The organism is Mucilaginibacter agri (assembly GCF_009928685.1).
Lineage (GTDB): Bacteria > Bacteroidota > Bacteroidia > Sphingobacteriales > Sphingobacteriaceae > Mucilaginibacter > Mucilaginibacter agri.
Genome location: NZ_WWEO01000044.1, coordinates 175,036 through 197,298, shown reverse-complemented (window position 1 = coordinate 197,298; position 22,263 = coordinate 175,036). Strand labels below are relative to the sequence as shown.

At 42.2% G+C, this 22,263-nt stretch carries 18 protein-coding genes; 6 read left to right on the top strand and 12 right to left on the bottom strand.

Annotated elements, in window-relative coordinates:
* Window position 1: 1 nt before the first annotated feature.
* Window positions 2–3,574 (bottom strand): response regulator, encoded by a 3,573-nt coding sequence (locus GSY63_RS17200; RefSeq protein WP_166587074.1) that lies wholly within the window; start codon window positions 3,572–3,574, stop codon window positions 2–4.
* A 29-nt stretch (window positions 3,575–3,603) separates the two neighbouring features.
* Window positions 3,604–4,725: an ATP-binding response regulator gene (locus GSY63_RS17195; protein ID WP_166587073.1), complete on the bottom strand. Its 1,122-nt coding sequence runs from the start codon at window positions 4,723–4,725 to the stop codon at window positions 3,604–3,606.
* A gap of 252 nt (window positions 4,726–4,977) precedes the next feature.
* Here GSY63_RS17195 and moaC point away from each other — a divergent pair, with 252 nt between their 5' ends.
* Both moaC and GSY63_RS25085 read left to right on the top strand, forming a co-directional pair.
* Window positions 4,978–5,469, top strand: coding sequence for a cyclic pyranopterin monophosphate synthase MoaC (gene moaC, locus GSY63_RS17190; protein ID WP_166587072.1), 492 nt, complete (start codon window positions 4,978–4,980; stop codon window positions 5,467–5,469).
* Window positions 5,450–6,592, top strand: a complete 1,143-nt coding sequence (locus tag GSY63_RS25085; protein WP_166587071.1) for an NTP transferase domain-containing protein — start codon at window positions 5,450–5,452, stop codon at window positions 6,590–6,592. Before moaC ends, GSY63_RS25085 begins: the two co-directional genes overlap by 20 nt.
* 36 nt (window positions 6,593–6,628) lie before the next feature.
* On the opposite strand, the gene GSY63_RS17180 is transcribed toward GSY63_RS25085, so the two are convergent.
* The 8 genes from GSY63_RS17180 to GSY63_RS17145 all read right to left on the bottom strand — a co-directional run bounded on the left by GSY63_RS17180 (window position 6,629) and on the right by GSY63_RS17145 (window position 15,140).
* The gene (locus tag GSY63_RS17180; RefSeq protein WP_166587070.1) at window positions 6,629–7,852 is read right to left on the bottom strand and encodes an MFS transporter; all 1,224 of its coding nucleotides are present in this window, start codon (window positions 7,850–7,852) and stop codon (window positions 6,629–6,631) included.
* 144 nt (window positions 7,853–7,996) lie between these two features.
* A complete protein-coding gene (gene aroC, locus GSY63_RS17175) occupies window positions 7,997–9,085 on the bottom strand; it encodes a chorismate synthase (RefSeq protein ID WP_166587069.1) in 1,089 nt (362 codons plus the stop codon).
* 201 nt (window positions 9,086–9,286) lie between these two features.
* Complete coding sequence (aroA, locus tag GSY63_RS17170; protein WP_166587068.1) at window positions 9,287–10,570, bottom strand: 3-phosphoshikimate 1-carboxyvinyltransferase; 1,284 nt, start codon at window positions 10,568–10,570, stop codon at window positions 9,287–9,289.
* Window positions 10,571–10,576: 6 nt separating this feature from the next.
* Window positions 10,577–11,704: a chorismate mutase gene (locus GSY63_RS17165; protein ID WP_166587067.1), complete on the bottom strand. Its 1,128-nt coding sequence runs from the start codon at window positions 11,702–11,704 to the stop codon at window positions 10,577–10,579.
* 138 nt (window positions 11,705–11,842) lie between these two features.
* The gene (locus tag GSY63_RS17160) at window positions 11,843–12,679 is read right to left on the bottom strand and encodes a prephenate dehydratase (RefSeq protein WP_166587066.1); all 837 of its coding nucleotides are present in this window, start codon (window positions 12,677–12,679) and stop codon (window positions 11,843–11,845) included.
* Between the two features lie 245 nt (window positions 12,680–12,924).
* Window positions 12,925–13,818 (bottom strand): sterol desaturase family protein, encoded by an 894-nt coding sequence (locus GSY63_RS17155; RefSeq protein ID WP_166587065.1) that lies wholly within the window; start codon window positions 13,816–13,818, stop codon window positions 12,925–12,927.
* A gap of 42 nt (window positions 13,819–13,860) precedes the next feature.
* Window positions 13,861–14,931, bottom strand: a complete 1,071-nt coding sequence (aroB, locus tag GSY63_RS17150; RefSeq protein ID WP_166587064.1) for a 3-dehydroquinate synthase — start codon at window positions 14,929–14,931, stop codon at window positions 13,861–13,863.
* Between the two features lie 2 nt (window positions 14,932–14,933).
* A complete protein-coding gene (locus GSY63_RS17145) occupies window positions 14,934–15,140 on the bottom strand; it encodes an RNA-binding S4 domain-containing protein (protein ID WP_166587063.1) in 207 nt (68 codons plus the stop codon).
* Between the two features lie 68 nt (window positions 15,141–15,208).
* Between GSY63_RS17145 and GSY63_RS17140 the strand changes: the two genes are divergently transcribed.
* The 4 genes from GSY63_RS17140 (at window position 15,209) to GSY63_RS17125 (ending at window position 18,808) form a co-directional block, all read left to right on the top strand.
* Window positions 15,209–16,411, top strand: a complete 1,203-nt coding sequence (locus GSY63_RS17140) for a proline dehydrogenase family protein (RefSeq protein ID WP_166587062.1) — start codon at window positions 15,209–15,211, stop codon at window positions 16,409–16,411.
* A gap of 80 nt (window positions 16,412–16,491) precedes the next feature.
* On the top strand, window positions 16,492–17,064 hold the full coding sequence (locus tag GSY63_RS17135) for a Crp/Fnr family transcriptional regulator (RefSeq protein WP_166587061.1): 573 nt from the start codon (window positions 16,492–16,494) through the stop codon (window positions 17,062–17,064).
* Between the two features lie 51 nt (window positions 17,065–17,115).
* Window positions 17,116–18,426 carry an MFS transporter gene (locus tag GSY63_RS17130; protein ID WP_166587060.1) on the top strand — a complete coding sequence of 437 codons (1,311 nt, stop codon included), beginning with the start codon at window positions 17,116–17,118 and terminating at the stop codon, window positions 18,424–18,426.
* 28 nt (window positions 18,427–18,454) lie between these two features.
* The gene (locus GSY63_RS17125) at window positions 18,455–18,808 is read left to right on the top strand and encodes a VOC family protein (RefSeq protein ID WP_166587059.1); all 354 of its coding nucleotides are present in this window, start codon (window positions 18,455–18,457) and stop codon (window positions 18,806–18,808) included.
* Between the two features lie 81 nt (window positions 18,809–18,889).
* Here GSY63_RS17125 and GSY63_RS17120 read toward each other — a convergent pair whose 3' ends face one another.
* Entirely contained in the window at window positions 18,890–19,549 is a 660-nt protein-coding gene (locus tag GSY63_RS17120) for a hypothetical protein (RefSeq protein ID WP_166587058.1), read from the bottom strand.
* A gap of 78 nt (window positions 19,550–19,627) precedes the next feature.
* Window positions 19,628–22,039, bottom strand: coding sequence for an ABC transporter permease (locus GSY63_RS17115; RefSeq protein ID WP_166587057.1), 2,412 nt, complete (start codon window positions 22,037–22,039; stop codon window positions 19,628–19,630).
* Window positions 22,040–22,263: the final 224 nt, after the last annotated feature.

Genomic DNA, 22,263 nt, shown 5'->3' with positions numbered 1-22,263 from the left:
CTTAAATGTTTTTATCGTATAACCACACACGTAGTAATGAAACCAACTGATCAATATCCACAGGTTTCGAAATATAATCAGATGCACCTGCTCGAATACATTTCTCGCGATCGCCCATCATGGCCTTGGCAGTAACTGCTATAACCGGCAGATTTTTAAATCTTGGGTTTTGGCGTATTTTGGTAGTGCTTTCATAACCATCCATTTCCGGCATCATCATGTCCATAAGCACTATCGAAGTCTCCGGGTGCTGTTGAAGTTGCTGTAGGGCTTCTTTACCATCTATGGCAGAAATTACCTTCATCTGATGCTTCTCAAGCGATTTGGTCAGCGAGAAAATGTTGCGCACATCATCGTCTGCAATTAAAACTGTTTTATCTTTTAGCACCTCGTTAAGGGGGCCATTCGACACCCGTGGTGTGGCTGGTTTGCCATTGGTATTTTCTTCTATTAAGTGTAAGAATAGCGCCACCTCATCCAGTATGCGTTGGTAGGAGTGAGCTGTTTTTACGACTATCGAATCTGCATATTGCTTAATGCGACTTTCTTCTGCTGATGACAAATTTTTTCCGGTGAAGACGATAATTGGCAGGTTCTCCAATCCCGGGTTTTGTTTAACAACTTCCAGGGTTTCGTAAGCATTTTTATCCGGAATGCCCATGTCTAATATCACGCAATCAACCTCGTTGTTCTTAAGCGTATTAACGCCGTCTGTTACGCTGCTTGATACAGCCGAAGATACATTGAATGTTTCCAGAAAGTAAGCCAGCGCTTTGGCGTGTTTAGGGTTTTCTTCAACAATCAATACTTTTTTCGGACTACGGCTTAAGGCATCTTCCAGTTTATGGAACATCTGTTTCATTTGCTCCATGGCAATAGGCTTGTTGATGAAATCAACCGCACCGCGGAGGCGGCTTTCTTTCTTAGCCTCCATTGATGACATGATGTGTACTGGGATAGGCTTGGTAACAGGGTTGTTTTTTAGCTCCTCCATTACTTCCCAACCATCCATAACAGGCAGCTGTAAATCAAGCAAGATAGCCAATGGACGATATTTCATAGCCATTTCTACCCCTTGATCTCCGCGGACGGTAATAACGCCTTTGTAGCCGCGCTGACGTGTAAAGCCGAGCAATGCTTTGGCAAATGCCGTATCATCTTCGATAATTAAAATTACCTTATCACCGCTTACTATCGTTTCGCGGTCGTCTTCAATATCGCCAGGTATTACAGGCGATAAGTGTTTTATACGCTCATCTGTTTTAGATTCTTCTATCACTGCTGCCGCAGGCGTTTCAATACGCACGGGTGTAGGCAACGGTACTGTGGCCGGTTTAACCTTCGGAATAGTTACCGTAAAGCTGCTGCCTTTTCCAGGTTCACTTATCAGTTTAATTTCGCCGCCTAATAAACGCGCCAGCTCACGACTGATAGATAAACCTAAGCCGGTGCCACCGAATTTGCGTTTAGTAGAACCATCGGCTTGTTTAAAGGCTTCGAAAACCATTTCCTGCTTATCCTTAGGGATACCAACTCCCGTGTCCTGCACCGAAAAATCTATTAACGAAGCATCATCTTTTGCCGGCTGGATACTGAATTTAACCGATCCGCTTGCGGTAAACTTAAGCGCGTTGCTCAACAGATTTTTGATAATCTGCTCCAAGCGCATTTTATCGGTCTCCAGTGCTTCATTCGGTTTAAATTTATTGTCGATAACCAGATCGATTTTCTTTTCTTTTGCAATTGGAGTAAACAGCGATTGCATATCTGCTGCTATGCCTGCGAACGAAATCTGTTCGTATTCGAGTTCCATTTTGCCGGCTTCGATTTTGGATAAATCAAGCAATTCGTCGATCAGATCTAATAACCCGTTGCCGGAGTTTAGGATAACTCTTGCAGATTCGGTTTGTTCGTCTGTTAGGTTATCCTCGTTGTTCTCAGACAAATATCTCGACAGCAATAGGATTGAATTCAACGGCGTACGCAACTCGTGCGACATGTTGGCCATAAACTCAGATTTGTAGCGCGTGGTTTGCTCCAACTCTTCGGCTTTGCGCTGTATTTCTGCGTTGCGATCGTTGATAATCTTGTTGCGCTCTTCTAACTCCTGGTTGGTTTGCTGCAATTCTTCCTGTTGTACGCGTAGCTCTTCTTCCGAAGTTTGCAGGCGTTGTGTATGGCCTTCTAACTCTGTATTAAGGTTTTCGAGTTCGCTGTGTTGTGCTTGTAATTCTTCCGATTGTGCCTGAGTTTCTTCTAGTAACTCCTGCATTTTTTTACGGTTTTGAGCACTGGTAATGGCAATACCGATATTGCCGGCTACATTACGTAAAAACTCCAGTTTGCGTTCGGTATAGTTATTTATGGATGCCAGTTCTATTACGCCGCGCACTTTATTGTCTTGAAATACTGGTACTGCCAGAACGTTTTTAGGCTTGATATTGCCAGTGGCATGGCTCACAGAAATATACTCAGGATCAATATCATTCAAGAATATCTGTTTGCCGCTAGTAGCCACCTGGCCTAAAATGCCGTCGCCTGCCGGGATGATTTTTGCAACATTTGAATTTAACGCAAAACCGCTTTGTAATTGTAATACTTTGCCCTCAAGTGTGTAAAGCGCACCAACCTGGCTTTTGGTATATCCGGCAACGAAGTCTAAAATATCGTTAGATAACTCCACTACGTCTTTTTCGCCAACCATGCGATCGTTAAGTTGTGCTATGCCAGTTTGCAGCCATTCGTTATCAGATAATTTAGCGAAGGAGAAATCAAGCGACTCTGCCATTTTATTTAACGAACCTGCTAAACTGCCTAAGGTGTCTTTTTCTTTATCATCAACACGAATCTCATACTCGCCGTTAGAAATTTTATCGGCAATGCCTTGTATTACGCCAATACGATGCGAGGTTTCTATGTCTTTATCTTCGAGGGCTTTTTGTAAACGGTTACGTTCGGCCAGATCGGAAGTTACCTTGAAGTAGGAGAATATAGAGATAGCCAAAGACATGATCGCCGCGAATATGATTATGATAGGGGTAAAGGTCGAAAACTGTTTCAAGCGTGCGGTGCGTTCAATCAGCATGGCATTTTCGTCGTGCTCCATATTGGCAATTGCAACACGCAGTGCGTCCATGCTCGATTTTCCTGCCCGCAAATCATCAACAGTAACAACGCCTCCCGAGCGCTTTTTATTGATCAGCTGCTCAAGAATGGTCATTCTTTTTAGCATAATGCTTTTAACCGCTGCAATGTTTTGCTGCTGCTTAGCATTGTCTACAGTTAAATCCTGTGCTTTATTGGTGTACAGGAGGGCTTTTTCATAAGCACCATTATATGGCGCCAAAAATTCTTCCCTGCCGCTTAACAAAAAACCGCGTTGGCCGGTTTCGGCATCTTTCATTGTAGATATAACGGTTTCAAGCGATTGAATTACCTGGCCGCTATGATCAACCATATCAGAACTGGTGAGGAGGTTGGTGATGCTAACGTACGAAACAATAGAGCTGATGATTAGCAACAGCAATGAAAGTCCGAATCCAATTTGCAGATTACGGGTTACAGTAGTCTTCATTTATTAACTGAGTATATTTTATTAGGTTATTACTGTTTTAACTTTTGCGTTGGTATTGTAAAGTAAAAGGTAGATCCCTCGCCTTCTTCACTTTCTACACCATAAGTGCCGCCATGCCTTATAATAATTTCGGCGCAAATGTATAAGCCCATTCCGAGGCCCTGGAAACGGTTTGAAGATTCTTCCACCCGGTAAAATTTATCAAACAATTGTTCCTGCTTCGCTTTCGGTATGCCGATGCCTTTATCGCGCACACGCATAGTAACCCTGTTACCGGGCAAGGCAGCAACATCTACAAAAACCTCGTCGGTATCCGGAGAATATTTAATGGCATTGGTTAAGTAGTTTAAAACAACTTGTTCTAATCTGAGCGGATCGCCATAAACCTTAACATCTGCCAAGCCGGTTTTAATAATGTGTTTACCGGGGTAAGATTGCTGGATAATGTCGATAGCGTTCTCTACAAAAGGTTCAAAATCAAACTCTTTAAAGTGATATTCGAGTTGTCCGGAAATAATCTTGGAGGTGTTCAATAAGTCTGCTACCAACTGATTAAGCTTATTAAGCTGGGTTTTGGTACGATCGAGGTACATGCGGGTATGCGCCTTGTTGTCTTTCTCAAAAGATTTTTCGGCCAATTGAAGGTAGCCTTTAACGGAAGTTAGCGGGGTATTCAGTTCGTGGCTGGCTATACTGATAAACTCATCTTTTTTGCTCTCAGCCTCTTTTCGGTATTCAATTTCTTCGAGCAGGGCACTTTGGATGCGATTTAGCTCGTCGGTTTGCTCATAAAGCTTAATAAAAGTACGGATCTTCAACACAAGGATATCCGGATCAATAGGTTTCACGAGATAATCGCGGCCGCCGGATGCATATCCTTTGCTGATAAATTGTTTATTGATTTTAACTGCAGAAAGAAATATAATAGGGATATCCTTTGTTTTACTGTAACCTACGATAGCTTCGGCCACTTCAAAGCCGTCCATACCGGGCATCTGAACGTCAAGAATAATGAGCTTATAGGTGTATTTAAGTATTTTCCGTAATGCTTCCTCTCCCGATAGGGCTGTATCGACGCTGAAATTATGCGTTTCTAATATTTTTTTTAACGCAATAAGATTCTCAGACTTGTCGTCAACTATTAGTATCATGAATTTATCAATCGGTAGATGAAAATGTAAATATATAGTAGTAAGCGGGTTTAATCAAAAATAAACGTCTGTTACTGTAAAATTAATTTATCTTAATATTAATATAAAAAAATGCGCACGGCTCAGATCATGCCATATAGATATAAATAAGCGTAAGGTTTACTTTTTGTTTTAATATTATAGGCCAATTTTAAACATTAATTAGCAGTTATTGAACTAAGTAATGTATAGCTTTGTTATAACAGATTAGTTATGAACAACACCGCAAACAGCTTTACGCACATTGACACTGAAACCAACTACCCAACTATGGTTGACGTGAGCAATAAGCAGATGACCAAGAGAACGGCGATTGCCCAAAGCATTATAGTGCTGGGCGAAGAGGTAATTAAGCATCTAAACGGTAACGATATCCAAACTAAAAAGGGCCCCGTTTTTCAGACCGCGATTATTGCAGGCACCATGGCGGCTAAGAAAACCGCCGATTTGATACCGCTGTGCCATCCACTTGCACTGGAAAGCGTTAAGATAGATATTGGCATTAACAGCCAGCAAGAGGTTGTGGTTGAATGTATAGCAGTTATTACATCAAAAACAGGGGTAGAAATGGAAGCGCTTACAGGAGCAAGTATCGCTGCTTTAACAATCTATGACATGTGCAAAGCCTTTTCGCATGATATTGTAATTAAAGAAACCAAACTGATGCAAAAAACAGGAGGTAAAAGTGACTACAGCGGAAGATAAGTTACATAGAAAACATGCTGCTTTAGCGCGGCCAGATATGGGCGACTTTGGCCGGAATGAACTCGGTATTTTAGGTGCCCCATGCGGTGTGATACGTAATTGCACCAGTCGATGGCTAAAGCTATTGGGTAGCAAGTGGAAAATAGCTTATGTGGATGCCGACCATCAGGACGGGCGTACATCTGACGACACGATGGATGGGTGTGCATTGGAGTTTACTGATAAGATAAGTTATAAAAGGGTAGACTTTAAAGCTGATACTAATACTTTTACTAATCGTGCCTTATTTAACGACCAGGACCTGGTACTGATAAATAGCAACCATTTCAAAGCCCGAAAACAGATTGTTATCATTCACCCGGATAAACCTTTAAATCAGAAACTAGAAAAACTTACCGATGTTGCTTTGATTTTAGTAAGCGATGATTACGAAGTGCCCGATTTTATTAGGAATTATTTGCCGAACATCAATAGTATACCCGTACTGAATTTGAATGATGAAGCCAGGATAATGGCTTTTCTGGAGATATTTTTGAGCGAAAACGTAACCCCGGTTAACGGCTTAATTCTGGCAGGTGGTAAAAGCACCCGCATGCAGGGCGATAAGGGGAGTATTGCCTACCATGGCAAAACGCAGCGTGCTTACATGTATGATATGCTGAGCGAACTGTGTGGCAAGGTATATCTCTCAGACAATGTTGAAACTGTTTATGATACCATCGAAGATACTTTTATAGGTTTAGGGCCACTAGGCGGAATATTGTCGGCTATGCAAACCGACCCTAATGTGGCCTGGCTAACAGTAGCTTGCGATCTGCCATATTTAACAATAGAAACTTTGAATCTATTGATTAAGCGCCGTAACCCATCAAAACTGGCAACCGCTTTTTGGGATAGTGAGGGGAAGTTTCCTGAGCCGTTGATTACTATTTGGGAGCCACGGGCATATGCTGTAATGTTGCAGTTTTTGGCGCAGGGCTATTCGTGCCCACGCAAAATTTTGATCAATACGGATGTTGAGTTATTAACCGCGCCGAATGTAAGCGAATTCCGAAACATCAATACTCCCGAAGAACGGGACGAAGCGCTGCGATTTTTTAGAAAAGAAAATCACTCTTTTTGATTCTCCAATCAACCGTAATACAGTAAGTAGCTATTTTTAGTTGTTTTGAATGGTAACCAACTGATCTTGAAATTTTAATTTGTACAGCAAAAAGAATCCAATAGCAGCACCCAGGCATACAGCAGACAATGACCACCATAGCGCCCCGAAACCAAACAATGCAATGATCTGACTACCAATTACGGGAGCCAATATTTGTGCGGTAGACCAAGCCATGGTATAAAGCGCAGCATATTGCCCGCGGTTGTTGTCGTTAGTTCGCACTATCCAAAAAGAGTTCATAAAAGGCATGGCAAACATTTCGCCGAATGAGATTACGATGATAACAAGTGTTGCTACTAAAACCGACGGCGGCAACAGGTTCATGAATGTTAGGGAAACGCCTGTTAAAATCACCCCTAGGCATATATAACGTAATGCATGCCGCTTACCCTCCAAGCTGTTAATGAGCACCATTTCTATAAAAGCTACCATTAGGCCATTTAAGGCCATTAGGCTACCAATTACGTTTTCGTTAATATGCCATTGTGTTTTATAAAATACAGGTTGGATGGTAAAGGTTTGAAAGAAACACATGCCGAATAGGGTGGTAAGCAATATGAAGATCATGTAGATACCATCGCGATAAGGAGATGTTTTGGCATCATGATGTACTGTTTCTACTGGTTTCTTATAATTTGATCTCGGCATAATCTTTAGCAGCAATAACGCCGAAGCAAGATTAGTACAACCATCAACCCAAAACAGCAGATGATAGTTATGTGCCGCCAGAAAACCACCCAGCGCACCGCCGAACGACCAGCCTAAGTTTACAGCCAGTCTGTTTAGAGAATACGAACGAGTTTTGTTTTCAGCAGTGCTGTAAGCTGCGATAGCAGTTGAGTTGGCCGGTCGGAAGGCATCATTACATAAGCTTAGTATATAAACCGAGCCGCAAATAGCATAAAAGTTGGTTTGATAGCCTAAAAAAATGAACAACAAACCTGCGCTAAGCAGTGATCCAACCTGCACGTCATAGAAACCATACTTGTCGGTGATTTTACCCCCTATAAAAGCACCTGTGATAGAGCCGAACCCAAACAAACCCATAATAATACCGGCCTGAACTATGGTAAAGTGTAACGCCTGGGTACAATAAATAGTCATGAAAGGCAGCACCATAGTACCGCTGCGGTTGATTAAAACAACCAGCGAAAGGTACCACGAGTTACGGGACAACCCGCTGTATGCTTTTTTGTAGAGTTGGATAGGAGAGGTCATGTTTTAATTTGAGGATTTGAAGATGTGGTGACTTGAAGACTATTCAAAGTCATCACAAGTTTGAAACCTTTATAATTTGAAGACTGAAAATATGGTTGAGTGTTACAACCCATCTTCAAATTTTCAAATCCTCAAATTATCGTATCATAAAATCGCAGTTTGGTTGCGCAAATAATGATCTGCGATAACTAACGCCGCCATAGCTTCAACAATAGGTACAGCGCGTGGGACAACACAAGGATCGTGACGACCTTTGCCTTGTATTTCGGCAGCATCGCCATTGGCATCAACGGTTTGCTGGTTTGTCATGATAGTGGCTACGGGTTTAAATGCAACCTTGAAATTGATAGGCATGCCATTGCTGATACCGCCCTGAATACCGCCCGAGTAATTGGTTAGTGTGCGGATTTGGTCGCCGGTGTTTACAAATAAATCGTTGTGGTCCGAGCCCTGCATCTCGCTGCCTTCAAAACCCGAACCATATTCGAAGCCATGCACAGCGTTAATGCTCAACATTGCCTTGCCTAAGTCGGCATGCAGTTTATCAAATACAGGTTCGCCTAAACCAACAGGGCAATTGGTTATAAAGCAGGTTACTTTGCCGCCAATGGTATCGCCTTGCTTACGAATGTTGTCTATCTTTTCGATCATTTCTTCAGCCGTAGCCGGATCAACGCAACGAACTATATTTTTCTCCCGTTCTTCAATAAACGCCTGCGGATTGCTAATATCCACATTAGGAGCATCAATTTTACCAACGCTGCTTACGTGGGCAATTACCTCAATGCCTTTTGCTTTCAGCATCAGTTTGGCAACTGCGCCTGCTGCTACCCGTGCAGCAGTTTCGCGAGCCGATGAACGGCCGCCGCCGCGGTGATCACGGATACCATATTTGCTATGGTAAGTATAATCGGCATGAGATGGACGAAATACATCGGTGTTATGACTGTAATCCTTCGAGCGCTGATCCTCATTCGGGATAATCATAGCTATCGGCGTACCCGTAGTTTTACCTTCAAAAACTCCCGAAAGGATTTTTACGGTATCGGCCTCTTTTCGTTGTGTGGTAATTTTAGACTGACCGGGTTTACGCTTGTCCAATTCGCCCTGAATGTAATCAAGATCGATATCCAACTGCGCTGGGCAGCCATCTATAATTACCCCAATCGCTTCGCCGTGCGATTCGCCAAAAGTTGTTATCCTGAATAGTTGCCCGAAGGTATTGCCTGCCATTTTGTTAGATGTGAGATATTAGATTTGAGTATTGAGATTGCTCTTGGATACTCTTTGCATTTATTTAATTTGTCATTGCGAGCGATAGCGTGGCAATCTCGTCGTAGGCTATTCGATCTGCATAGCTACTAGATTGCTTCGTACCTCGCAATGACAAAAATTATTTGATGTTTAAGAACGTATTGTTCCCCCTTTAAGGGGTTAGGGGGCTTCTACTTCAAACCCTGCTTTTTCCAAATCAGTCCAAAATGCCGGGTACGATTTTTCTACCACCTGGGCCTCTTCAACTTCCAGTTCCGGAATTATAAGGGCCAGTGGTGCAAAGGCCATTGCCATGCGGTGATCTTCGTAAGTAGCAATTTTCATTTTTTGCGGGATAAACTTCTCGCGGCAATCCAGTTTATAAACCAGGCCTTTTTCGATCAGTTTAACACCCATTTTGCCCAATTCATTTTGTAATGCTGCAATACGGTCGGTTTCTTTAATTTTTAAAGTTTCCAGACCAGTGAAAGTAGCTTCGTGGCCTAAAGCTGCACATACCACGACAACAGTTTGTGCCAGATCCGGGCATTTGATCATATCAAAAACCTTACGAACAATTGGTTTCGGCTCTTTTTTTAAATACACGCCACCGTCTTTAAACTGCGAGGTGATGCCAAAGTTGGCCATAATTTCGCCTATAACGCTGTCGCCTTGTAAACTGTAGGATGTTAAACCCGGTAAAAACAGTTCGGCTTCATCGCTCAGGGCTGCAATGGCATACCAGTACGATGCAGCGCTCCAGTCTGGTTCAACCCAAATGCTGGTTTCGGCAAACTCCTGTGGTGCAATGCTGATAATGTTATCTTCCCATTGGTGTTGGATGCCGGCTTGTTGTAACATGCTCAAAGTCATCTCTACATAAGGGCGAGAAGTCAGCTCGCCTTCAATCTGCAGTTTTAAACCGTTGGGTAAGCGGGCTGCGATTAATAACAAAGCAGTGATATACTGACTGCTGATATTGCCCTGAATGCTTATCAAATCAGTTTTTTGTTCAAAGCCACCTTTGATATTTAGGGGAGGATAGCCATCCTGTTCCTCATAATCAATGTTAGCACCCAAAGCACACAAAGCATCAACCAAAATACCGATAGGGCGTTGTTTCATCCGCTCGCTTCCGGTTAGGATTACTTCTTCTCCTGAAATTGCATAGTAAGCAGTCAGGAAACGCATAGCCGTACCGGCAGGGCCGATGTTAACGGTTGTCAGTTGCGAGTTCTGAGTTGTGGGTTCTGAGTTCTGACCTCCGACCCCCGACAACTCGGACCTCAGAATGCCAGCCAGCAAGACAGCATCAGCCGCGTCAGAAACGTTAGTAACCTTCACACGACCTTCACTCAGAGCCTCAATAACGAGTGCGCGGTTGCACTCGCTTTTCGAGCCTGTAAGTTGTATAGTAGCATTTACGTTTTTACTGTTTTTACGCAGTATGATGTTTTGTTTCATCAGCAATTATGCGTGAGTTAAATTTTCTTTAACAGTAGTGCCACTGTTCATGATCTCAGTTTGTTTGCGGATTGATTCGCTGTGGATCAGTTCTAATAATTTCTCAGTAAAGTCGTTATCTAATTTTAAAGCTTTACCGTATTGAACACCTTTTTTCAAGATCTCGTCCCAACGGTTAACCTGTAAAATGGTGATGCCGTTATCTTTTTTGTAGTTACCGATCTTTTCAACAATCTGCATACGCTCAGCTAGTTTTTGGATCACTAAGTCGTCGATTTTGTCAATCTGGCTACGCAGATCGGCTAAAGCATCTTTAATTTCTGCGCTCTTAACCTCCGGTTTACGTAAAGTAAGGTTATCAACTAATTCAGCTAATGCTTTAGGCGTAACTTGTTGTTTAGCATCGGTCCAGGCAACAGAAGGGTCGATGTGCGATTCGATCATTAAACCTTGCATGTCCATATCCAAAGCTTTTTGAGCAATGTAAGGGATCAGGTCGCGGTTGCCGGTAATGTGGCTTGGGTCGTTAATAATCGGAAGATCTGGCGCATGTGTTTTCAAGTTAATGGCCATATCCCACATCGGTTCATTACGGAAAGCAGATTTCTCGTAAGATGAAAACCCACGGTGAATAGCAGCCAGTTTAGTAATACCTGCGTTGTTGATACGCTCTAAAGCACCAATCCACAAAGTTAAATCAGGGTTAACCGGGTTTTTAACCATTACCGGTACGTCAACACCTTTTAAAGCGTCAGCAATTTCCTGCACGGTGAAAGGGTTAGCAGTTGAACGTGCACCTACCCAAAGGATATCCACACCAGCTTTTAAAGCCTCTTCAACGTGCTTTGCAGTTGCAACCTCAACAGCGGTTGGTAAGCCGGTTTCTTGCTTAGCAGTATTTAACCACTCTAAACCAATGCTGCCGATACCTTCAAACTCTCCCGGGCGGGTACGTGGTTTCCAGATACCTGCACGCAGTGCGCTCAGTTTACCTGTTTTTGCTAAAAGTTGGGCAGTTGCTACTAACTGTTCTTCAGTTTCGGCACTGCAAGGGCCTGCAATTAAAAGCGGTTGGTTTTCGTTAGCCGGTTTAATCCAGGTGCTTAATGGCTGTATTTTCAGATCGATTTTCATACTTTTTTTATTAGTTCATGGGTCATAGTTGATAGTTCATAGAACCCATGGAGTTAATTATATATTCTTTAATTTTTTGTTTACTTATTTTTTTCCGGCTATGAACCATCAACTATGATCCATGAACAAAACACAAATTTACTCCTCTACGTACCTTTTATATTCGCCTAGTATGTTAAAATTGTGTGTATATTTTAATACCTGGCGAATGGCGGTGTCGTAAGCTTTGTTGTCTTCCCACTCCACGTCTACATAAAAATTGTACTCATTACGTTTGCCTAAAACGGGCATCGACTGAATCTTGCTCATGTTCACATTTTGTTCGGCAAGGGTATTTAACACTTTGGCAAGCGAACCAACCTCGTTACTTACCTGGAAACAAAGCGATGCTTTATTAGCGGTAATATTTTTAGCATTTTCCTGATGGGTGAGGATCAGAAAACGGGTGAAATTCTTTTTGTTCGATTCGATACGGCGCTCCAATATTTCCAGATCATATAGTTTAGCAGCCAGCGAGTTAGCAATGGCAACAGTGTCGGTCAACTGTTCTTCACGGATGCGTTTTGCACAGGCTGCGGTGTCGCTGCTTTCAACTACCTTCAATTGTGGATGCTCGTTAAAAAAATCATCGCACTGGCGGATGGCAATGGGATGCGACATGGCAGTTTTAACCTCCTCAAATTTAACGCCTGGTAAACCCATTAAGTGTAATTGGATAGGCAAATAAACTTCGCCAACCACCGGGAAATTATAGCTCAACAACAGCGAGTAATTTGGCAAAATGCTGCCTGCAATGCTGTTTTCGATAGCCATTACTACGTAGTCGGCCTCGCGGGCCTGCAACTTGTCGAATGTTTGTTTAAACGAGTTACATTCGATGGTTGTAATGTTATCGCCAAAGAATTTAAAGGCCGCTTCTTCGTGAAAAGAAGCCCTGATTCCTTGAATTGCTACCCGTGGTTTTTGTTGTTCCATAATGTGTTAAAGCAAAAAAGTCCCGGCTGTTGGGCCGGGACTTTTCTCTGATGTTTTTATGTCTTGTTATGGCATATATCAGTCCCGGCTCTTACTGCTAAAGTAAAAGTAGAAACCAAAATAATATGCGCCTGTGTATTTCATGTCTGTTATTACGGTGGTAAATGTACTGTTAAAAATTAAATTGTCAATAGAAAATTTTTATTTTTTGAAAATATGGAGGGTAAACAGAATTTTATTTCGGCCTACGCTGCCTTCTCCTCATACTCCCTTTGCAAAACTCTTGCAGTTTGGGTACTGCCGTCGTGGCTCCAGCCGGGTGGATTAAAAATATAGCCTAGTTTATTTTTAACACCGGGGGCTGTTTTTACATCGCGATATAGCGCTTTCCATTCGTGGAAGATGGTGTTGGTTACGCTGGTGTCTTCGAGTTGGTGGGTAAGGCCGTATCTGATGGGCTCTGGCAGGTTTTCGTCCTGATATGTGCCGAAAAGGCGGTCCCAGATAATGAGCATCATCGCCATGTTTTTATCCAGATAGGGTATATTAGAGGCATGGTGCACTCGGTGATGAGATGGCGTCACGAAAATCCAACCATACCATTTTGGGAGTTTAATCTCAAATTGAGTGTGTACCAAGTTACCGTATAATTGAGTTAGCAGGTAAGCATATAAAATGTCCATCGGTGCAAACCCCATTAAAGCCAGCGGCAGATAAAAGAAAACCCGGTATAAGGGCTCGAACACCGTTGAGCGAAAGCCCGTGCTATAATTAAAATGCTCCGATGAATGGTGCGTTACGTGCATTGCCCAAAAGAAGCGGCAGTAATGCCCGGTATAATGCAGTACCCAGTATAAAAAATCCTGGGTTACGATAAGCACCAGCCAATACCAAAAAACATTACGGATCTCAAGCCAACGGAACTGATAAAAGTATTGAAATATAAAAAACGTAGATCCCTTAACGGCAAGATTAATAAAGAAAGTTATCGTAGTGAGGCAAATGTTGGTCAGGGTATCACGCTTCTCATAATACTTGCGATTTTCGCGGTAGCTGAGCCACATTTCGGTGGTGGTTAAAGTAACCAACAGGGCTACCAGTACCACCACGGCATCATTTTTAGCACTAAGGGGAATCATACTAATAATAACTAAATAAAGAAAGTTGTGTTTATTAACGCTTTATAACGAAGCGTAGTATTTCAAACTTTCGCGCAACTCGTCTTCCGTACAGATCTGGTTAATGGCATAAGTGCCAATAGATTTCAGCAATGTACAGTTAATAGTATTGCCCTCGTTCTTCTTGTCCTTTTTCATCAATTCAATCATGGCGTCGAAGTTCGATTCCGGCAGCTGATATTTTGGATATAGGCGGGTTAATACTTTCACAATATCATTAACCTCGGCCTCGCTTAAGCCCGTTTTTTTTACGGACAGCCACGATTCGCATATCATACCAATAGCAATGGCTTCACCATGGGTCAGGTGGTCTTTGTCGTTGTCAAGTGAGTAGGTTTCAACAGCATGCCCAACAGTATGCCCGAAATTAAGCGCCTTGCGATGGCTTTTCTCCGTAGGATCTGAAATAACAATACGGTTTTTAATCACTACAGATTGGCCGATAAGTTCGATTGATGGGATAGACAGGTCGCTGTTTTTTAACGCTTCCCAATAAGCTGCATCCACAATTAAACCGTGTTTAAGCATTTCGGCCAAACCAGATAAGATTTCGCGTGGCGGAAGTGTTTTTAAGAAAGCCTGATCTATAAATACAGCCTTAGGCTGCGTAAATGTACCGATGATGTTTTTAATGCTATCCATATCGATACCGGTTTTGCCGCCAACAGAAGCATCAACCTGCGAAAGCAGAGTAGTAGGTACGTTTACAAAATCGATACCGCGTTTAAAGGTAGATGCCGCAAAACCACCCAAATCGGTAATCACACCGCCACCTAAGTTAATGAGCAGGCTGCGACGGTCGGCACCAAAGTCAATCAGCATTTTCCAAACGCCTATACAGAAGTCAATATTCTTGTTCTCTTCACCGGCGTTAATCTCTATCAGGTCGTAAGTTTTACCTGCAAATTTCTCTTCCACAAGCGGCAGGCAATGCACGCTTGTAAACTCGTCGGTAAGGATAAAGAATTTCGAATAGTTACCCGTTTCTACAAAATTGGCCAGCTCGTTAAGGCTGTCTTGCAGGTAAACATTGTAACCTATGCTTTCTATTGTGCTTTGTAAAGTGCTTTCCATAATTAAATTACCGTGATCTTCTGGCCTCTGAATTCAACAATATCACCTTTTTTAACCTTCAGGCGTTTGCGAAAGTCTACTTCGCCATTGTATTTAACTTCGCCTTCAGAAACTACAATTTGTGCTTCGCCGCCGGTTTGCACCAGGTTGGTTGCTTTAAGCAGTTGTATTAATGGGATATAATCTCCTTCGAGTTCAAACTTTATCATCGTGCGCAAAATTAAACTATTAACAGGAGAATGACTTATAAATTATGGCAATTTTCTAACTTTGCACCATGGTGAATAATGATAGTGCGGTTGCTACCAAAAACAAAAATCTTTCTTTCGAAAATACTGAGATAGCGTTTAAACATTTGTCAAACGGTAGTCTCGATCGTGCGTTCTGGCTGTTTAAGGCCATCAATAATAATACTTTAGTTAAAGTTGGCCCGCCAATGACCAATTTTGCCATGAAGATAGGCTTGCCAATAACAGGCATCATTAAGTCTACTATTTTTAAACAATTTTGCGGTGGCGAAACCATTGCAGAATGCGACGCGGTAATTAAAAATCTGGATTCGGGCCATGTGGGTACTATTCTCGATTATTCTGTTGAGGGCGAAGAAGACGAGCATGTTTTTGATGAAACCCGCGACGAAATTATCCGCACCATTAACCGCGCCACTGGCGATAAAGCGGTACCAATTACTGTATTTAAAGTAACCGGTGTTGGTCGTTTTGGACTATTAGAGAAGTTGGATACCGGCGCTATCCTTACTGCTGAAGAAGAGCAGGAATGGCAAAAAGTACAGGACCGCGTGCTTGCTATTTGTCAGAAGGCGTTTACCGCAGGCGTACCAGTGATGATTGATGCCGAGGAAAGCTGGATCCAAAAAACAATTGATATGCTTGCGCTGAATATGATGCGTAAGTTTAACCAGTACAAGGCTATTGTTTACAATACCTATCAAATTTACCGTCACGATAAGCTGCAATCATTAAAAGATGATTTTGCGGTTGCCAAAATAGAGGGCTTTATATTAGGCGCTAAACTGGTGCGTGGTGCTTATATGGAAAAGGAGCGTAAACGTGCTGCCGAAATGGGTTATCAATCACCAATACAACCCAATAAAGAAGCGACCGACCACGACTACAATGAAGCTTTAAAATTCTGTACAGATTACGTTGAGAAAATAGCCATTGTTGCCGGTACTCATAATGAAGACAGTTGTTTGGTGTTAACCAATCTGATGACACAGAAAGGCATTCCTCATAATCATCCGCATATTTATTTTTCGCAATTACTGGGCATGAGCGATAACCTGAGTTTTAATCTGGGTAGCTCTGATTATAATATTGCCAAGTACGTACCTTACGGACCGGTTAAAGCGGTATTGCCTTACCTGTTCCGCCGTGCGCAAGAGAATACAGCAATATCCGGTCAAATGAGCCGCGAGCTGAATCTGATCCTAAAAGAAAAGAAACGCCGTAAAGTATAAGTCGGCTGTAATATGATATCGACCGCCATGCACCACGCATAGCGGTTTTTTTGTTTGTAAATTATTAGATATTTGTGTTGATGGATTCTCCGCTTATCAATTATCTGCGTTTGTTCAGGCATATTCCGGCAGAGGATGCTTCGTTGATCTCAGAAGCATTTAAACAGCGTGCAGTGAAAGAGGGAGATGTATTATTTACCTCGGGGCATGTATGTAAAGAGATGTTCTTTATATGTAATGGCGTACTGCGCATTATGATTCACAACGATAAGGGCGCCGAGGTTACTTATTTCTTTTTAAAAGAGAACCAGTTTTGCACTATCCTCAATAGTTTTAATAATGAGGTATCTACAGAAGAGGGGATAGAAGCGGCCTGCGATGGCGAGATATTGGTTGTCTCCAAAGCCAGATTGATCGAACTTTATCAGCAATTGCCATATCTAAAAGAGTTGATAGACCAGATTACCCAGCAAGCCCTGCTCGATAAGATTCAAATTAAGAACGGCTACCAAGGATATGATTCTACCGAGCGATATAAACTATTTCTGATGCGCCAGCCCGAAATTGCTTTGCGGGTATCGTTAACAGATGTTGCATCTTATTTGGGAATTACACCACAATCGTTAAGCCGGATCAGAAAAAATATCAGGTAAACCTTTATAGCCAAGGCTAAAATATTCAAAGGGAAATTGATATTTTTAGCCATGGAGCAACAACTCACTCTCAGTAGATCGCAATTGGTAAGGTCGCGTATTAAAGGTATTGTAGGCGGCTCGGTCGGCAATCTGGTAGAGTGGTACGATTGGTATGCTTATTCCGTATTTGCATTATACTTCGGTGCGGCATTTTTTCCGAAAGACAACGAAACGGCGCAACTCCTAAATACTGCTGGCATATTTGCAATAGGCTTCTTAATGCGCCCTATCGGCGGTTGGGTGATGGGTACCTATGCCGATCGTAAAGGTCGGAAAGCAGCTCTAACTTTATCAGTATTAATGATGAGTGGCGGTTCGTTAATGATTATGCTGGTGCCAGGCTATAAACAAATCGGTATTGCTGCCCCGATTATTTTAGTATTGGCCCGTATGCTGCAGGGCTTAAGTATTGGTGGCGAATATGGTACGGCTGCGACATATTTGAGCGAAATTGCCCCGAAAAAACATCGTGGCTTTTATTCGAGCTTTCAATATGTTACTTCCTGTTTGGGTCAGTTAATCGCACTGACCATTTTGTTGGTATTACAGCGATTTTTGCTTTCTAAAGAACAATTGGCTGATTGGGGATGGCGTGTGCCTTTTGGTATCGGGGCAGTACTTGCTGTATCTGCTATCTATTTGCGTCGTAACCTCAGCGAAACAGAATCCTTTAAGCACGAAAAGGTAGCTGAAAGCCGCAAAGGCTCAGTCTCTGAATTGTTGAAATATAAAAAGGAAGTGTTGCTAATCATTGGCTTTACCATTGGTACCACGGTTGCCTTTTATACGTTTACAACCTATATTCAGAAGTTTTTGGTAAATACGGCGGGCTTTTCTAAAAACGAATCGACCTCCATTACCATGATCGCTTTGTTTGTATTTATGATAGCCCACCCAATTGCGGGCGTGATAAGCGACAAGGTAGGCCGCAGGCGTATGATGATCATTTACGGGGCAGTGAGCATGTTAACTACTTATCCTATTTTAACCGCATTGGGTAACACTCATGAATTTTGGACGGCGGTGCTGCTGATAACCATCGCTTTAGTAATACTTAGTTTGTGTACTTCTATATCCGCCATTATTAAAGCTGAACTCTTCCCCGCCAATGTGCGCTCGTTGGGCGTAAGTTTTCCATATGCCCTGGCCGTAGCAATTTTTGGTGGTACTGCAGAATCCATTGCATTGAGTTTTAAACAGGCGGGGCATGCTAATTACTTCTTTTGGTACATTACAGCTTGCTCAGTAGTTTCATTAATTGTTAGTTTCAATTTGCCCGACATGGACAAACACTCCAAAATGGACGAGGACCTCAAATAAGATATCAAAACCAATTATAAACCAAACGATGAAAAATATTACCATCATTTCTATCCCGGTAACGGACCAAACCCGGGCCAAAGAATTTTACATGCAATTAGGTTTTCAATTGCTGATAGAAGCGACATTTAGTGGCGGGTCAAATTGGGTTCAACTGGGGTTACCGGGTGCCGAAACAACTATTACCCTCACTACCTGGTTCGATAGTATGCCCGCCGGTTCTATACGAGGGCTGGTGGTATCAACTGATGATATTGAAGGCGAAATTAAAATGCTCAACGAAAAAGGGATAGAAGTGGGCGAGATTGATCAAACACCTTGGGGCAGATTTGCAGCTGTTAAAGACCCGGATGGTAATACCATCAGCCTTCACCAGGAATAGTTGAAGAAACAAAAAAGGACAGATGCTCTCACCCATCTGTCCCTCACACTAAATTAATCAACTTTTATTATAAAACCTCAATCATTGATCCTTGCTTATTGTAAGGTTTTTCCACTCGCCTCCAGATCCGTTTCCTACCCAAAAACCTATTTTGTCGCCGTTTAATTTGGCCAATTGCTGCACAACTAATGCAGGCTTGTTGTTATGATTCACGTAAACACTGATTGTTACACCCTGTACCACTATTTTTGCGTGGAACCAGTTATTCGGATCGGGTGCAGGGTCTATCGGTTGTTCATATTTATTAGGGAACTTTTCGCGAAGTAATGGCCAGTCGTATTTGGGTGCACTTACATACTGTACGGCGTGCGACCGGCGTACCGCATCATCTGTTTTAAAATTAAAGGGGCGGAAGTAGATCAGATTAAAAGTACTATCGTTAACCCCATGAAAAGCCATGCCTAAAAAACTTTGCTGGTAAACATCCTTTCCCTTTATATCAAATTCGATAGTGCCGTTGGTGAAACTTTCACCTGTTAACCAGGCTACGCCATCGTCTGGCCGTTCGTCTAAATGCATTACAGCTTCGCTGCCTTTCAACACGCCGCCGCCGCGGTTATAAATGTTGATCTTCTGCTCATCAGAGAGTTTCAGGAGATCAACCTTGGTGACAATTTGCGCCATGCCTGGTATTACCGCCAAACATAATAATAGAGTTAATAGCTTATTATTTGCTTTCATAAATCTTTGACGCTCAATACTAAAACTTGTTACTTTTATTATCCTGCTAAACCGTTTTTAATAGTACTGCTACTCCCACTACTCGCTTCTTAAACTTTTAACCGGATTAGTTAATGCGGCTTTTATAAGCTGAAAACTAACCGTAGCCAGTGCAATGGAAATAGCCATAAAGCCCGACATCGCGAATGTATCCCAACGGATATGGATACGGAAAGTGTAATCCTGTAACCATTTATTCATCAGGTACCAGGTTATGGGCGATGCAATTACAAAACCGATAATAATCAATACGACAAACTCTTTGGAGAAAAGGTAAACTATACCTGATACGGAGGCTCCTAATACCTTGCGAATACCCACTTCCTTAATACGTTGCACCGCCATAAAAGAAGCCAATCCATATAAACCCAAACAACTTAGTAAGATGGCTACGCCTGCAAACCAGGTATAAATGCTGGCCAATTGGTTCTCTTGTTTGTAAAACTGGGCAACTTGTTCGTCCATAAATTTATAGTCGAAAGCATAATCGGGGTACACCTCAGCCCAGATCTTTTCTATATCAGGCAGTGTTGTGTTAATAGTACTTGCGGTTAACTTGATGTTTGTAAGGCTACACCATTTGGCCATGCTGGTCATCATCATAGGCGCGTATTCGTTTTTAAATGAGCGGTTATGGTAGTTTTTAAGCACGCCAACTATCACCCCTTTATTACGCGGCCCCAGCCTCATTTCTTTATTCAAAGCATCTTGTGGGTTGCGGATGCCGAGTTTTTGTACCAAAGCCTCGTTTACTAAAAACTCCTTGATTGTATCCGATGGCAGTATGTTCCGACCTGCTACCAGTTTTAAATCATAAGTTTTAAGATATTGGTCATCAATTAATTTAAAGATCGAATAGAAGTCCGTTTGCTTTGCAGAGTGATCAAAATAAAACATTCCCCAGTTCGTATTTTCGCCTGCCGGGATATCGGAGCTGATGCTTAATTGCTCTACTCCCTTGAGGGACGTGAGGCGTTGTTTCAGATACGGTATTTTGCTGATGCCGATGCTATCGCCCGGTACAGATATATTTACAATCGCATTTTTGGCAAAGCCCATACTAGTGTTGGTAAAATAATGCATCTGCTTTACAATAATGAGTGTGCAGATAATAAGTCCCTGGGCAACTATAAACTGAAATACCACCAAGGCCCGCCGCAACGAAATACCTTTAGGGGTTTTTAAGGCAAGCTTGCTTTTGAGTGCATTAATAGGATTAAAGCCCGACAATACAATAGAAGGATAGAAGCCGGCTATTAAAGTTACACCTACTGTCATTGCCATTAAAAATGTAGCAACGTCTGCCTGCCATAGTAAACCTGCGGTTAACGGAAGTTCCAATACTTTGCCGATAAACGGAATTGCAATTGCGCTAATACCTAATGAAACAATTACCGATACTAATACAATTACCATTGTTTCGGTTAAAAACTGAATTTGTAACTGACTACGGTTGCTGCCAAGCACCTTACGTATGCCTACTTCTTTAGCGCGATTTACGGCCTGCGCGGTTGCAAGGTTAATGAAGTTTACGCAGGCTATAATGAGGATAAACAATGCGATGAGCCAAAGCATTTTTATCATTTGCGGGCTTATAGATTTATTGGAATAATCGCCTGATTGCACGTCGAAATGAACATCTTTTAGCGGTTGGGCTATCTCGCTATCGGTAATGCCGTCGGTATGGTTCTTTTTAACCAGCGCGCGTAAGCGGGATGTTAAATAAGCTTGCGATACATTAGACGGCAGCAAAACGTAACAACCAAAGCTGTTGTTGGTACTGTTCCAATCTTTGGAAGTTGCGTAACCTGCTGTAAAGCCTGTGCCCATGGCAATCACTAGCTTTAACTGAAAATCGGTATTTTTAGGAACTGTAGCCAACACACCGGTTATTTTTACTACGTCTTTATCATTCCATTTAAGTGTTTTGCCCATAGCATTTTTCCAATTACCGAAGTACTTCTCGGCAGTCTCTTTGGTAATAAGGGCATTGTTGGGGTCTTTTAAAGATGCTGAAGTGCCCGCAAGTAGCGGAAAATCAAAGATTTTGAAGAAAGCGGGTGTGGTAGCAAACACGCCACTGGTTTCTTTAAATTTCTTTTCGGTTTCGCCGGCTGCGTTGAGCACCAGGATCTGATCGTCGAAATTATTATAAATAGGTGCTATTTCCTTCAGTGTCGGCATATCGACATGCAAGCCTTGTGGAATGGCTGCTGAAATGCCGGATCCATAGAATATATCCTTGCTATCGGCATGGTGATACTCGGTAAGCAAACGATATATCCTATCTTTTTTTTCATGAAAATAATCGAAGCTTAAGTGGAATTGTATCAATACAAAAATGATAAGGCAAACGGCAACACCCGATCCCAAACCGATTATATTAATAAGTGTGTATGCCTTTTGACGAATGATATTACGCCATGCGATCTTAAAGAAATTTGGGATCATAAAGTGTAGTTTAAAAGGTTAGTGTAATGGTTCACATAACAACAACAAGGGTAATGCCAGTGGCAAAAATGGCCTGCATTGAGTTTAATAAGTATTTATAAATGGGAAGTGTACGAAAACGGACGGTTCTACGTACGATTTCGTACATTGATTTGTAGCTCTTGGTTTCTTAAGGTTTTTGCAGAAATGTTAAGGCACAGATATGGACTGAACGGTAATAATTA

Bases quoted from the DNA above. Each gene is read 5' to 3' on its own strand.
- aroA (WP_166587068.1), bottom strand. From the start codon at position 10,570: ATGAAACAAAACATCATACTGCGTAAAAACAGTAAAAACGTAAATGCT.
- moaC (WP_166587072.1), top strand. From the start codon at position 4,978: ATGAACAACACCGCAAACAGCTTTACGCACATTGACACTGAAACCAAC.
- aroC (WP_166587069.1), bottom strand. From the start codon at position 9,085: ATGGCAGGCAATACCTTCGGGCAACTATTCAGGATAACAACTTTTGGC.
- GSY63_RS17125 (WP_166587059.1), top strand. From the start codon at position 18,455: ATGAAAAATATTACCATCATTTCTATCCCGGTAACGGACCAAACCCGG.
- GSY63_RS17180 (WP_166587070.1), bottom strand. From the start codon at position 7,852: ATGACCTCTCCTATCCAACTCTACAAAAAAGCATACAGCGGGTTGTCC.
- GSY63_RS17120 (WP_166587058.1), bottom strand. From the start codon at position 19,549: ATGAAAGCAAATAATAAGCTATTAACTCTATTATTATGTTTGGCGGTA.
- GSY63_RS17130 (WP_166587060.1), top strand. From the start codon at position 17,116: ATGGAGCAACAACTCACTCTCAGTAGATCGCAATTGGTAAGGTCGCGT.
- GSY63_RS17160 (WP_166587066.1), bottom strand. From the start codon at position 12,679: ATGGAACAACAAAAACCACGGGTAGCAATTCAAGGAATCAGGGCTTCT.
- GSY63_RS17115 (WP_166587057.1), bottom strand. From the start codon at position 22,039: ATGATCCCAAATTTCTTTAAGATCGCATGGCGTAATATCATTCGTCAA.
- aroB (WP_166587064.1), bottom strand. From the start codon at position 14,931: ATGGAAAGCACTTTACAAAGCACAATAGAAAGCATAGGTTACAATGTT.
- GSY63_RS17155 (WP_166587065.1), bottom strand. From the start codon at position 13,818: ATGATTCCCCTTAGTGCTAAAAATGATGCCGTGGTGGTACTGGTAGCC.
- GSY63_RS17135 (WP_166587061.1), top strand. From the start codon at position 16,492: ATGGATTCTCCGCTTATCAATTATCTGCGTTTGTTCAGGCATATTCCG.
- GSY63_RS17145 (WP_166587063.1), bottom strand. From the start codon at position 15,140: ATGATAAAGTTTGAACTCGAAGGAGATTATATCCCATTAATACAACTG.
- GSY63_RS17140 (WP_166587062.1), top strand. From the start codon at position 15,209: ATGGTGAATAATGATAGTGCGGTTGCTACCAAAAACAAAAATCTTTCT.
- GSY63_RS17195 (WP_166587073.1), bottom strand. From the start codon at position 4,725: ATGATACTAATAGTTGACGACAAGTCTGAGAATCTTATTGCGTTAAAA.
- GSY63_RS17165 (WP_166587067.1), bottom strand. From the start codon at position 11,704: ATGAAAATCGATCTGAAAATACAGCCATTAAGCACCTGGATTAAACCG.
- GSY63_RS17200 (WP_166587074.1), bottom strand. From the start codon at position 3,574: ATGAAGACTACTGTAACCCGTAATCTGCAAATTGGATTCGGACTTTCA.